The sequence below is a fragment of the Thermus caldilimi genome (assembly GCF_004684245.1).
In the GTDB taxonomy this organism is placed as follows: Bacteria; Deinococcota; Deinococci; order Deinococcales; family Thermaceae; genus Thermus; species Thermus caldilimi.
Window position 1 is genome coordinate 2,078,009 of record NZ_CP038452.1, and the last position, 12,291, is coordinate 2,090,299.

Annotated in this window: 11 protein-coding genes and 1 pseudogene; 9 read left to right on the forward strand and 3 right to left on the reverse strand. The window is 57.6% G+C overall.

Annotation, left to right across the window (positions count from 1 at the left end):
• Positions 1-207: 207 nt before the first annotated feature.
• From EBI04_RS10980 to EBI04_RS10995, 4 genes are read left to right on the forward strand one after another with little or no spacing between them, the layout of a single operon-like run.
• The gene (locus EBI04_RS10980; RefSeq protein WP_135257488.1) at positions 208-1,491 is read left to right on the forward strand and encodes an oligosaccharide flippase family protein; all 1,284 of its coding nucleotides are present in this window, start codon (positions 208-210) and stop codon (positions 1,489-1,491) included.
• A 12-nt stretch (positions 1,492-1,503) separates the two neighbouring features.
• The gene (locus tag EBI04_RS10985; protein ID WP_135257489.1) at positions 1,504-2,727 is read left to right on the forward strand and encodes an O-antigen ligase family protein; all 1,224 of its coding nucleotides are present in this window, start codon (positions 1,504-1,506) and stop codon (positions 2,725-2,727) included.
• Positions 2,724-3,647, forward strand: a complete 924-nt coding sequence (locus EBI04_RS10990; RefSeq protein WP_135257490.1) for a glycosyltransferase family 2 protein — start codon at positions 2,724-2,726, stop codon at positions 3,645-3,647. Before EBI04_RS10985 ends, EBI04_RS10990 begins: the two co-directional genes overlap by 4 nt.
• The gene (locus EBI04_RS10995; RefSeq protein WP_135257491.1) at positions 3,644-4,729 is read left to right on the forward strand and encodes a glycosyltransferase; all 1,086 of its coding nucleotides are present in this window, start codon (positions 3,644-3,646) and stop codon (positions 4,727-4,729) included. The genes EBI04_RS10990 and EBI04_RS10995 overlap by 4 nt, the downstream gene beginning before the upstream one ends.
• Positions 4,730-4,738: 9 nt before the next feature.
• On the opposite strand, the gene EBI04_RS11000 is transcribed toward EBI04_RS10995, so the two are convergent.
• Positions 4,739-5,863 carry a transposase gene (locus EBI04_RS11000; RefSeq protein WP_444545749.1) on the reverse strand — a complete coding sequence of 375 codons (1,125 nt, stop codon included), beginning with the start codon at positions 5,861-5,863 and terminating at the stop codon, positions 4,739-4,741.
• Positions 5,864-6,361: 498 nt separating this feature from the next.
• Between EBI04_RS11000 and EBI04_RS11010 the strand changes: the two genes are divergently transcribed.
• The gene (locus tag EBI04_RS11010) at positions 6,362-7,966 is read left to right on the forward strand and encodes an IS1634 family transposase (RefSeq protein WP_135257493.1); all 1,605 of its coding nucleotides are present in this window, start codon (positions 6,362-6,364) and stop codon (positions 7,964-7,966) included.
• Positions 7,967-8,354: 388 nt separating this feature from the next.
• Here EBI04_RS11010 and EBI04_RS13315 read toward each other — a convergent pair whose 3' ends face one another.
• Together EBI04_RS13315 and EBI04_RS13320 are read right to left on the reverse strand one after the other, a co-directional pair.
• A complete protein-coding gene (locus EBI04_RS13315; protein WP_206202033.1) occupies positions 8,355-8,702 on the reverse strand; it encodes a transposase in 348 nt (115 codons plus the stop codon).
• A gap of 135 nt (positions 8,703-8,837) precedes the next feature.
• Positions 8,838-9,224, reverse strand: coding sequence for an IS5 family transposase (locus tag EBI04_RS13320; RefSeq protein WP_038045814.1), 387 nt, complete (start codon positions 9,222-9,224; stop codon positions 8,838-8,840).
• Positions 9,225-9,532: 308 nt separating this feature from the next.
• Here EBI04_RS13320 and EBI04_RS11020 point away from each other — a divergent pair.
• The 4 genes and pseudogenes from EBI04_RS11020 to EBI04_RS13615 form a co-directional block, all read left to right on the forward strand.
• Positions 9,533-9,745: pseudogene (locus EBI04_RS11020) on the forward strand (hypothetical protein); the annotation flags it as partial.
• A gap of 267 nt (positions 9,746-10,012) precedes the next feature.
• Positions 10,013-10,690, forward strand: coding sequence for a glycosyltransferase (locus EBI04_RS11025; RefSeq protein ID WP_240695295.1), 678 nt, complete (start codon positions 10,013-10,015; stop codon positions 10,688-10,690).
• A gap of 117 nt (positions 10,691-10,807) precedes the next feature.
• Positions 10,808-11,830 carry a glycosyltransferase family 4 protein gene (locus EBI04_RS11030; RefSeq protein ID WP_240695296.1) on the forward strand — a complete coding sequence of 341 codons (1,023 nt, stop codon included), beginning with the start codon at positions 10,808-10,810 and terminating at the stop codon, positions 11,828-11,830.
• A 15-nt stretch (positions 11,831-11,845) separates the two neighbouring features.
• Complete coding sequence (locus EBI04_RS13615; protein WP_240695297.1) at positions 11,846-12,283, forward strand: hypothetical protein; 438 nt, start codon at positions 11,846-11,848, stop codon at positions 12,281-12,283.
• Positions 12,284-12,291: the final 8 nt, after the last annotated feature.

The following is a 12,291-nucleotide window of genomic DNA, read 5'->3' on the forward strand; positions in this document are numbered from 1 at the left end:
GTGGGGGGTTCTTCCTGGGACGAACGGGTATGGGTATCATATGTTTGGGTGAGGGGGTGGAATGGGGTCGCAGATGGGTATAACGCAGGGCCTAATAGGGGGGTTTCGTACCCGGGAAGCGGTAGCGGAAGTAATCGGTCGAGATTGTATGGACCTTTCTTTTACGGTCAGGGAATCCAGAGGCCCTGTGCTACTTAGAGCTTTCTGATGGAGAAAACAGGGGTCGAGGTTGGGAAATTGCGTCTCAAATTTTGGAGCACCGGTGCTGTTGTCCGCGACGCAATTAGCCTGTATGCGCTATTGTTGTTTAATTTCGTAATTCCCTTAATTACTTTACCGTATCTGTCCAGAGTGCTTGGGCCTCAGGTATTTGGGTTACTTACCTTTTTTCAGGCTTTTGCTCTATGGGCCTCTGTAGTGATTGAGTATGGTTTAAACTTATGGGGAGTAAGAGAGGGAGGCAAGGCAAGGGAAGATAGCGCTGAGTTAGGTCGGTTAGCTGCTGGTATTTTGGCGGCGAGATTGGTTTTATTGGCTGGTGTACTCACTATTTCCATCCCAGTTGCATTTTTTATCCCAATTTTTAAAGATAATCTCGTATACGTCATTTGGTCTCTGATTCAGGCGATTGCCTTTGGTTTTAGTCCGTTTTGGTATTTCCAAAGTACGGGAAAGATAACGCAGGCAGTAGCATTGGAATTTTGTTTCCGTTTGATAGCGACTACTATGGTTCTTCTGTTCGTAGACGCGCCACAGAAAGGATGGTTGGTTTTGGCGCTACAGGGAGGTTTTGGAATGGTAACGACTCTTATACAGTTGGCTTGGGTACACCGTGAAGTAAAATTGCCCATCCTTTTTTCGTTATTTGGCCTCTCTCTACAAATCCTGGCGAAAGGTCGGGGTGTATTTTTGCTAAGGTTGCTGCAAGTTATCTATAGTTCGAATCCTGTTTTTCTACTGGGTATTACCGCCGACCCCTTGGTTTTAGGCTATTATGGGGGAGCCGATAAGCTTTATAAGGCCCTTTTGAGTGTGCTAACACCCGTTGTTCAAGCAGTATATCCACGAGTCGCAGACTTCACATATAGCAACCCAGGGAAAAATCATGTGATCCTTAGACAAACCAAATGGTTACTAGGCATGGCTAGTTTTGTTTTGGCTGGAATAGTTTTGGCCAATGCACACTTGCTGATAGCTGTTTTCTTGGGTCACGCTTATATGCCCTCCATAGCAATTCTTCGGATTTTATCGCTTAGTATACCTTTAAATGCTTTTAATAGCGCATTAATGATGTTTCATCTTTTGCCACATGGGATGGAAGTCATGGGTGTGCGTGCCTTACTCCTCGGAGTGGTGGTGCATGTAATCGGGATACTTGGCCTTGGATCCTTGTATGCGGGGGTAGGCGCAGCATGTACTGTCGTGAGCGCTGAGTTACTTGTTTTTACCACTTTATGGCTTTGCTTGATTAAACGACGTTGTATGAGATGAGGAGGTGAGTCATTGTACGGCGTCTTTGTTCGTTGGCTGTTTGGTGTATGGGTCCTCCTTTTGCTGCAAGCGGACCTCAAGGTGACGGTGCATCCTTATATTCATTGGTGGGCATCAATAGTGATCTTGCTGCTCGCGCTTCCATTACTTGTTAGATTGCCCTATGCCCTACGTCACTGGATAAAGATCTTTGCTATATCTTGGGCCGGGTTTCTTATCCTTAGTGTTTTTTTGTCAAGCCTTGTTTCTGACGAGCTCTTGTATGGCTTAGTCCAGGCTATAAAGCTTACTACTATACTGATGTTTGCATTCCCGCTATTTTTGGGAAATGAGGGGCTGTGGCGAATAGGCATTTCTGTTTTCCCAATAGCGGTAATGACTAATCTTCTGTTTATTGTGCTTGGCTTAACGTTAAGTCCTGAGTTTGCAGGAGTTATGACGGGGGACGGCCGCTGGGGTACATTGCTGAACTATCCAGGTTCTCTGTGGCGAGTTGGAATGCTAGTTATTGTATGGGCCATGTATGAGGTATGGAATGGTCAAAAGAAGCTCTACTGGGGGCTCGTTCTCCTCGGGGCTTTAGCCCTTATTTATCTGGATAATTCACGCACTGGGGCGATTTTGGCTATCTTGGCTTTTTTATACACGATTTTCGTGCTTTCTTTGGAGAGGAAAACGCCAGGCACTGGGCTTGTTTTCGGCGTATTGATAGGTGTGAGTTTGCTTACCTGGAGCATAGCAAGTAGGGAACTTGGGGTAAGCGGACTATTGTTGCAGCGTGCGGCTGAATCGTTGAATATCGCTCTGTCTAGGGGCTTTGAAGATGTTGATCCGACCCGGTACAAGATGATCCAGGTAGCACTTCAGCGAATAAAGGAAACCGGCTTGCTGGGAGGGGGGATTGGGACTACTCGTGCGGAAACAGATGAGGGTCCCATGGTGGTCCACAATACGTACTTGCAGGTCTGGGCAGATTTGGGCTTGATGGGATTCTTATCATATGTGGGATTAGTAGTTGGCTGGATCTTGTGGATTCCTCACTTCTTTATACGTGTACAGGCGATCCCCAATATTTCCGACAGAGCAGTAATGTATAATGCCCTGTTCCTCCTTCTGTTTTATGCGATATCGGGGCTATTTCACCCTTTGAGCACTGAGTGGTCAGAGTGGATCACGTTTATCCTGCCCTATGCGGCCTTTGCCACCATATTTGAAAAGAGAGGAGGCAGAACATGAGAGGCACTGTGCCCTTTAGCGTTGTTATTACAACATATAATCGCTCCCGTTTAGTTAGCCGTGCGATCCGATCTGTCATTGAGCAAGGCTATACATCGGTAGAAATTCTTGTAGTGGATGATGGGTCGACCGATGAAACACCCAAGCTACTGAAAGAAAGTTTTCCACAAGTTAAATACTTTAGACAACAACCAAATCAAGGGCCGGGACCTGCGCGAAATCGGGGTATAAGGGAGGCAACGAATCCTTGGGTGATCATCCTGGATGACGACGATGAGCTTCTAGCGGGAGCACTTTTTTCGGTAGAAGCAACGCTAATGGCCTATAAGTTTGTGGACGATGTACATGCTTTTCCTGTTTTACAGTTCGCTTGCAGTAATGGGTGGATTGATGAACCATTTAGGCTAATAACGCTTGATGATTATCTTAAAGAGCGTATCAAGGGTGATTTTGTGCCGGTGATAAATCGTAAACGCTTCCTTTCACTTGAACTCGCGTATCCCTCATTGAGGATCGGAGGTGAACATCTTTTGTGGTGGCGTATTGCCAAGGAATACGGAATTCCTACTTGGAGTTTAGCAATTGTTAGAGTGAATGCAGATGCTGATCTGCGCCTTACTTCGCCTCATAATCAAATTTCTCGTGCTATAGAGTATGGACAGTTGCAAGAGATGACCCTGTCACAATTTGGAGAGGAGTTGCTGAGCAGGTCCCCTAATATGTATTACCGCAAAATTCTCGGGGCGGCGACTTATTTTCTCCTTGCCGAAAATAGAGCTTTAGCACGAACTTACTTGAAACGGGCCTGGTCCCTTAAGCCTGGTCTTAAGGCGATTGCTTTGTGGCTTCTCACCTTTGCTCCAATAAACCTTGTGCGAGGGATATTCGTTGCATACAAAAATAAGGGAGGGATTAAGTGAGAGTGTTACATGTTATTAACTCGTTGCAGATAGGTGGGGCCGAAGCCTTACTTGTGGAGCTTGCTTCACGGTTCCGGAAACGCGGGATAGAGGTGGATTTATATGCGCTAACTGTAACCGGGAGTTTCCTTGAGAAAAGAGCCGAGCAGCTGGGGCTTCCAACCTACTTTTCTCCCGTTTCATCTGTGTATTCACCCCAACAAGTAGTGGCCTTAGCTAAGCATCTACAATTTCAAAAATATGATTTGGTCCACGCCCATCTTTTCCCTGCTCAGTTGTGGGTATCTGTTTTATGGAAATGGATGGCAAATGCTCCTTTGATTACTACTGAACATAGCACTTACAATCGGCGCAGAAAGTATGGTTTCTTTCGTCTGATGGACAGGTGGATGTACCAACCATATAGGGCTATTGTGGCTGTAAGTCAAGCCACCGCGAACAACTTGTCCAAATGGGTACCCGAAATAGCTCACAAAATACGTGTTATATATAATGGTATAGACACTTCTCATTTTTTAGCTACAGAACCGGCGGATTTGCAAGCCCTAGGTGTGAAGCGACCAGTCATAATCTGCGTAGGGCGCTTGGAACGGCAAAAAGATCAAGCCACTCTGTTAAAGGCTCTAACACGCATGGATAAAGTGCATCTTCTTTTAGTGGGAGATGGTTATATGAAGGATGAACTTCAAGCTCTCACAAGGCGTCTTGGCATCAACCATAGAGTGCACATCGTGGGTAGGCGAGGAGACGTTGCTGCTCTGTTGAGGTCTTCCGACGTTTATGTACAACCCTCTCAATGGGAAGGTTTTGGTTTAGCTACAATAGAAGCTATGGCTGCAGGGACACCGGTCATTGTCAGCAATGTTGAGGGTCTCAGGGAGGTTGTTGGTAATGCCGGCTTGTACTTTGAGCCAGGAGATGTACAAGGTTTAGCGGAAAGAATAGCGCTCGTTCTAAATGACCCCGCTTTCCGTCGTGAGTTATCGACTCGCGGAAGAGAGAGGGCTAAACTTTTTGACATAGACAGTACTGCTGAGCAATACAGCAAACTCTATCACGATCTCGTAGAAAGTTATTTGTGATCCAATTACTCAAAACTTGCACCTCCCGAATACCCTGCATGAACACCCCCTTCCCCCCGCAGGCGGGGGCCAAAGACCCAAAGCTCCCAGCTCGGCCATGAGGACCCGCAAGACCACCTCCGGCAGCAGCAGGCGCGCCGCTGCCCACCCAGCCTCCCGCCAAGAAAGACCTCTCCCGTCTGGAGCTAGCCTCACCCAGTGGGCCAGCAGGTAAGCCAGGAAGGACAGCACCAGAAACCGATGCACCCCCAAGGCCGTCCGCTGCCCAAAACGCCCCAGGGAAAACTCGCTCTTTACCGTGCGGAAGAAGTGCTCAATGGTAAACCGCCGCCGCCCCCACACCAGCACAGTCCGTGGCCCCGCAGGAAAGGTGGCCACCACGTACCGCCACTCCCACCCTCCCCCGGGTAAGGGATAGCGGTACCAGCTCACCCACACGGGAAAGGGAAGTCCCCGCAGATGCACCCGACTCCCCTGCCGTCTGAGCCCAAAGAGGGGAAGCCCCTCCCGCGTCTTTCGGTCCCGCCGCATCCCCACCACCGCTTCCAGACCCAACCCCCGCACCCCCACAAGAAACCGGGCGGTGCCGAAGGCAGCATCGGCCACCACCCGAAGGTGGAAGGACTTGCGCATCCAGGGGGGCAGGGAGGCCAGAAGACGCAGGGCAAGGAGGGAAAGGGCCTTCTCCCCCTTCCCCCGCCACACCCGGTAGGCCCAGGGGATGCGCAGCTCTCCCAGCACCAGATAGAGCACCACCAGGTGGAGCCCCCACTTGCCGTGGAAAAAGGAGAGGGGCAAGGCGGGGAAGAGGCCCCGCTTCTCCAGGGTGACCAGGTCCAGGACCACCAGGAGCCTGGGCTTGGGCCCCCGCCTGGGCCTGGCCCGGTGGAGGGTTTCCTGGGCCTTCTTGCGAGCCAGGCGGATGAGGGCGCGGGTGGGCCAGGGATAGCGGTTGAGGAAGCGGGAGAGGGCGGAAGGGGACTTGGTCTTGCTGTGCTGGGGCCTGGCCTTGCCGTGGCCGGTGAGAAGGAGGAGAAGAAGCGCTTTGAGGGATTCGCGGAGGTGGGGGGTTGGCAGGAGGGCCAGGAGGGTCCAGAGTAGAGAATGGGCCGTTTGGGTCATGGCACCCTTCATCCGAAGGGAACCCGGCGGCCCTTTTCAAGTGGTCCCCTGGCGCATGGGTATGCGGGGGGTGGATAAGTGCAAGTTTTGAGATTAGCTACCTAAGCGATTTGCTCTGTGATGCCTGGGACACGCGCCCTCTAGACTAGGCACCTAGCAGATGTTAGGCTGGAGGCCAAAGGGGAACAAGATGAAGAGGGCCAAACCACTACCGCCGCAAGTAAAGTTTCAGATCGCCCTGGAAGTCGTGAAAGGGAAGAAAAGTGCGGTGGAGATCGCTCGCGCATACGGCATCCACCCCAACACCGTCTACAAGTACCGGGGTCACGGGCAAAGCCCGTAGCTTGTTGAGCTCATGGCCAAAGGAGCCTCTCTCTTTTCCGAGAAGACCCCGGAGAAGGAGTACGAGAAGAAGATCCGCGAGCTGGGTCAGCCCCGAAGGGGCTATCTTGGGCAGTTGATCGGCAATCCACATTCCGCACCCCTCCCACCTTCCCGTAGGATTTCGGGGTGGCAGAGACTCCCGACCTGCACGTGTACGACCTCGGCCACCTGGGCTTGGTGGCCGGCATCCTGGACCGCATCGGACTGGTATCCCTGGTGGACAGGCGGGTAGGTCCCCGCCCGGGGGAGAAGGTGAGCACGGGGGTTGCCCTGAAGGCCGCGGTCCTCAACGCCCTGGGCTTCCTCTCCTCCCCCCTTTACCTCTTCGGCCACTTCTGGGAGGGCAAGCCCACGGAGTGGCTCTTGGGGAAGGGCATCACCCCGGACCTCCTCAACGACGACCGCATGGGGCGGATGCTGGACAGCCTGTATGCGGTGGGGGTGACGGAGCTCTTCCTGGAGGTGGCCAAGGAGGCCCACCGGGCCTTTGCCTTCCCGGTGCGGGCCTTGCACGTGGACACCACCAGCTTCCACGTGCACGGGCGGTATGAGGGAACGGGGGAGGAGGAGGCTATCCACCTGGTGCGGGGGTACAGCCGGGACCACCGGCCGGACCTCAGGCAGTGGGTGATGGGCCTGGTGTGCGCGGACACGGGGGGCATCCCCCTGCTCTTTGCTCCTGAGGACGGGAACGCTGCGGACCGCAAGACCCTGGTGGACCTGGTGTCCCGGTACCGGGAGGCCTTGGACCTGGGGGAGGTGGTGGTCCTGGACGGGGCGGGCTACACCCGGGAGAACCTGAAGGCCCTGGGGTCTTTCCCTTGGATCCTGCGGGTGCCGGCCACGTTGCGGGAGGCCAAGGCCTTGCTTGGGGAGGAGTTTCCGGAGGGGGCGTGGGTTTCCCTGGACCCGGGGTACCGGGGGCTGGAGGTGGAGAGGACCTACGGGGGCGTACGGCAGCGGTGGGTGTTGGTGGAGAGCGCGGCGCGGGGGGAAGAGGAGAGGGGCAGGCTGGAGGAGCGGATAGGGCGGGCGCAAAGGGAGGCGGAAGGGGTCCTGCGGAGGCTTTTGGCGCGGCGGTTTGCCTGCGATAGGGATGCCCGGCGGGCTTTGGAGGAGGCGAGCCGGGGGCTGGCCTACCACCGCCGGGTGTACCTGGGGGTGCGGGAGGAGCGGCGGAGGGGAAAGGTGGGGCGCCCCCGGAAGGGGGAAAGCCCTTTGGGGGTGGGGTACCGCCTTTGGGCGCGGGTGGAGCGGGACGAGGGGAAGGTGGCGAAGGCGAAGCGGGGGCTGGGGAGGTTTCTCCTGGCCACCAACGTGCTGGAGCGGGAGAGGCTCCCTTTGGGGGAGGTGCTTGAGCGGTACAAGGGGCAGACGCGCACGGTGGAGCGGGGGTTCCGCTTTCTAAAAGACCCCATGTTCTTCACGGGGAGCACCTTTTTGAAGCGGCCGGAGCGGGTGATGGCTTTGGGGATGGTGATGGCCCTGGCGCTGCTGGTGTACGCCTTGGGGGAGTGGGAGCTGCGGCGGAGGCTTGAGGAGGAGGGGGAGGGGGTGCCGGACCAGAAGGGGAAGTCCACGGCGAGGCCCACCTTGCGGTGGGTGTTCCAGCTCTTTTTTTGGTTGCGTCTGGTGGTCCTGGAAGGACGGGTGGCGGTGCTGAACCTCAAGCCCCATCACGAGCGGGTGGTGCGCCTCTTGGGGGTGGAGCGATATTACCTCCTGCAGTGAGAGGGGTGCGGAATGTGGGGAAAGGGAACCCAAGCCCTTTGAGCTGCAGAACCTACGCTTCGCGTGACGTACGCCGACTTCACCCTGCTTCCTTACGGGGGCGGCAGGGTGTGGTTCCTGCCCATCCTGGGTCAGCCGTAGGCTACTTTGCCCATGCCACCCACGCGGTCCTAGCCTGGGGGATGGGGCCTTCCCCTACGGCGGCCCTGGCCCTGGGGGTGTGGGAGGGGGCCAAGGAGTGGATCCGGGGGAAACGGGCCGGGAGCCCCGGGCTCTCATCCAACACGACCAGGGGGGCGTTTCTGAGCCATGAGTGGGTGGGGAAGCTTCTTTTGGAGGACGGGCAGAGGGTGTCTTAGAGGCTGTCGTAAAAGTCTCCCACCTCCCCTTACGCGGCCCTCGCCAGCCGCTTCACCAGCAAGCGTAGCATGCCCAAGTACAACCACGCCTCGCTGACGGAAGGATGCTGCTCGTAATCCTTGCTCAACCTCCGGTTCCTCCCCAACCACGCAAACGTCCGCTCCACCACCCACCGCTTGGGCAACGGCTTAAAGCCCTCTACCCGGGGAAGCTCCGGCACCTCCTCCCCCTCCCGCACCCACACCCCCCGCACCCCGGCGTAAGGATGGGCCACCACCTCCAGCTCTAACCCCAGGGCCTCCAAAAAGCCCCTTAGGCCCCGGTAGCCCCAGTCCCCATACACCTTCCTCACCCTCGGCCACAGACCAAGGTCCATCCCCTCCAAAACCGCTTTCCCACCCCACTTGTCGTACCCAAGATTCGCCCCTTCGGGGCGGACCGTTGGCCGGGTGAACGTATGCCCGGAGCATCCTCCCCCCGGTATCCACCACCACTTGGCGTTTCCGCCCCTTCACCCTCTTGGCCCCGTCGTTGCCTCGGGGCCCCCCTTTTCCGTGGTCTTCACCGATTGGCTGTCCACCACCAGGGCGCTGGGAGAGGCATACCGCCTTTCTCTTTCCCGGTCCCGCCGGACCAGGGCCTGAGCTGCCCTCTCCCAAACCCTTTCTTTCTGCCACTTGCGGAAGTAGTGGTAGACCGTGGACCAGTGGGGTAGGTCATGGGGCATGGCACGCCACTTAATGCCGTTTTCCAGAACATACAGGATAGCGTTGACGATTTCTCGGCGAGGCACCTTGGCGGGGCGACCCCCGGGCTTGGGGGCGGGGATCAGGGGCTCAAGGATGGCCCATTCCTCATCGCTGAGGTCGCTGGGGTAAGATGTGCGTGTCCTCTGCACCCTTCAAGGATACAAGACTTTTACGACAGCCTCTTATAGCCTGATGGGGCCACGGGGGAACCCGGTGGTGGAGTTCTTTTTCTCCCGCTTTAAGGGGAGAACCGGGACCTCTTCCTGGGGCTCGAACACTTGAGGAGCTGAGGGGGGTGATAGCGGCGCGGATCAGGTATTACCACGAGGGGCGGCTGCACTCGGGGCTGGGGTACCGGATCCCGGGGGAGGCCTTGCGGGAGGCTCTGGGGGCTTCACGTGGCAAAGAGGCAGGAAGTGCTCAAGATTAGGGGCGCAATTCACAGCCGAAGGCTAGGTTTTTGGGGAGGGTGAGGAACTGGATAGAGACGCGTTTCAGCGTGATGGTGCGTTCCCTGGGGCTTGGCCGGGTTGAGGCTCGCTCCTACTGGGGGCTGGTGGCGAGGGTGAACCTCATCCGCTTTGGGGTCCCTACACCCCAAATGAACACCCTGGCCCACAACCTCATCCGGAGTCGGGTTCTGCTCAAGGTGGCAGGGGTGGAGCTTTGAGGTAGCAAACGGAGGGATGGGGCTTGGTATTATTTACGTGGTCACCCTTGCCCTTCGTGAGGGTCGAGGAGTGCCATCCAAGGAATCCAAACACTCGCAAGCGCAAGCAGGGAGCGCATAAAACGGCAAATTTGACCTGGTGGGCGGCGTGTCATGGTAGCTGAAAAGAATCTGCTCCTGACCCTAGCTTTGGTTAACTCTTATACCCCCTCCCTTCTCCGCTTCCGGGGTCCCCTACTTCGGGAGTTAGTTCGCCGGGGGGTTAAGGTGTGGGCTCTGGGACCGGACTACACCCCGGAGGCCAGGGCAGGGGTGGAGGCTTTGGGGGTGTTGCCCGTGGATTATCCCCTGAGCCGCACGGGGTTGAGCCCCCTCGAAGACCTCCGCTCTTTTCTGTCCCTCCTCCGCTTTTTCCGCCGGGAGCGTCCGGAGGCGGTTCTCACCTGGCAGGCCAAGCCCAATGCCTACGGCATCCCGGCTGCAGCCTTGGCCGGGGTCCCCCATAGGGCGGCGGTGGTGGAGGGCTTGGGGTATGCCTTCACCCCGGGCGAGGAGAACTTCAAGAAGCGGCTTCTGCGGGAGGTGCTTTCGGTTCTTTACCGCATCAGCTTTGCCCTGGCCCACAAGGTGTTCTTCCTCAACCCGGACGACCTCGAGGAGTTCGTGGCCCGGGGCCTGGTGCGTAGGGAAAAGGCGGTCCTCCTGGGGGGGATCGGCGTTCCCCTGGAGGAGTGGCCACCGGCCCCGCCCCACCTGTATCCCCCCACCTTTACCCTCATTGCCCGTCTCCTGAAGGAAAAGGGGGTGCGGGAATTCGCCGAGGCGGCCCGCAGGATGAAGGCCAGACACCTGAACCCGGAGGCGCGCTTCCTGCTCATCGGCCCTCTGAACACCATCCCTGGGGCTATCCCAGGATATTCAAGAGGAAGATTCCAAGGGTGGTAAGGCTGGAAAAGGAGCTAAGGCGAAATCAACGCTATGAGGTTGCTTTATGTCGTCACGCGACCTGAGCCCGGGGGAGCCCAGGTGCACCTCCTAGAGCTTCTGAGAGCTTTCCGTGATATGGCGGAGCTGCACCTGGGTGTGGGGGTAGAAGGGAATGATTTTTTGGTACGGAAGGCCCGGGAGCTTGGGGTGGAGGTGCATCCCTTGCGGCACATGGTGCAGCCCATACGGCCCGATAGGGACGCACTGGCCTTCCACGAGGTGGTGAGCCTGGTTCGCCGCCTACGTCCCAACCTCCTCCACGCCCACTCCTCCAAGGCGGGGTTCCTGGGCCGGCTAGCCGCGCGGGCGGTGGGCGTGAAAAGCGTGTTTACTGCCCACGGCTGGGCTTTTACCGAGGGGGTGAGCCCTGGGCGGAGGGTGCTGGCCCTTACCCTAGAGAGGGTGGCCGGGAGGGCAACAGACATGGTGATCGCCGTATCCGATCGGGACCGCGAGCTGGCTCTGAGGTACCGGGTGGTGCCCCCGGAGCGGATCCAGGTTATCTGGAATGGGGTACCGGACTCGCCCTTAAGGGCGGACCCTGCCCGCGAGCCCCCAAGGGTGGTGATGGTGGCCCGTTTTGCTCCCCCAAAGGACCACGCCCTGCTCCTTCGGGCCCTTTCTGATCTTCGGCACCTGCCCTGGGCCTTGGACCTGGTGGGGGATGGGCCGCTTCTTCCCCAGGTGCAGAAGCTTGCCCAGGAGCTGGGTCTTGGCGAAAGGGTGCGGTTTTGGGGTAGCCGGCCGGATGTGGACCGCTTGCTCGCCGAGGCGCAGATCTTCGTGCTGGCCTCCCATTGGGAGGGGCTACCCCTTTCGGTCCTCGAGGGCATGCGGGCTGGGCTTCCCGTGGTGGCCTCGGACGTGGGGGGGGTTCGGGAAGCGGTGGTGCACGGCGAAACGGGTTTCTTGGTGGAGCGGGGTAGCCGGAACCAGCTTAAGGCACGGCTGGAAGCCTTGTTCTCCGACCCAGCCTTGCGGGTGCGTATGGGGTCCGCAGGCCGGGCCCGCTACGAGGCCCATTTCCGCTTGGAGAAGATGCTGGAGCGCACCTGGAGGGTCTACGTTCAGGTGTTGGGGCATGGTGGGGATCTTTGAGTTAGGGTGAAATCTATGAGCGTGTTGGAGCTTTCCTTATCGCGCAGGGGTTCTACGGCGGCAAGTGGGCTTGTGTGGCCATGGGTCCTGGCCTTGGCCCTTGTTCCCTCGGGGCTGGCCGCTTTGCTCGTCTTCGGCTTGCCCCCGTGGCCAGGGGAAATAGGGGTGCAGGTCGGCCTCGCCTACCTGGCCCATGCTTTGGCCTTCAGCGCTACCGTGCGCACCCTTCGCTACCCTGGCCGGGAGGAGTGGGGGGTGGCGGCCTTGTACCTCTTGCTCTTTTCCTTGGCCCTCCTGGGGGTTTTGGCCATGGGCAGGCTGTACTACTCCCGGAGCTTTATCCTGCTCTCCACCGGGCTAGCCTTCGGGGTCCTACTTCCTTACCTCCGCTACCTGCCCCCTCGGCGGCTGGCCTTGGTGCCCGGGGGGTGGCGGATGTTTTACCTCAGGTAGCAGCTGGG

Excerpts from the sequence above, each read along its gene's own strand:
- EBI04_RS13315 (WP_206202033.1), bottom strand. The coding sequence starts at position 8,702 with ATGGACCTTGGTCTGTGGCCGAGGGTGAGGAAGGTGTATGGGGACTGG.
- EBI04_RS10990 (WP_135257490.1), top strand. The coding sequence starts at position 2,724 with ATGAGAGGCACTGTGCCCTTTAGCGTTGTTATTACAACATATAATCGC.
- EBI04_RS10980 (WP_135257488.1), top strand. The coding sequence starts at position 208 with ATGGAGAAAACAGGGGTCGAGGTTGGGAAATTGCGTCTCAAATTTTGG.
- EBI04_RS11000 (WP_444545749.1), bottom strand. The coding sequence starts at position 5,863 with ATGAAGGGTGCCATGACCCAAACGGCCCATTCTCTACTCTGGACCCTC.
- EBI04_RS13615 (WP_240695297.1), top strand. The coding sequence starts at position 11,846 with ATGAGCGTGTTGGAGCTTTCCTTATCGCGCAGGGGTTCTACGGCGGCA.
- EBI04_RS11030 (WP_240695296.1), top strand. The coding sequence starts at position 10,808 with ATGGCGGAGCTGCACCTGGGTGTGGGGGTAGAAGGGAATGATTTTTTG.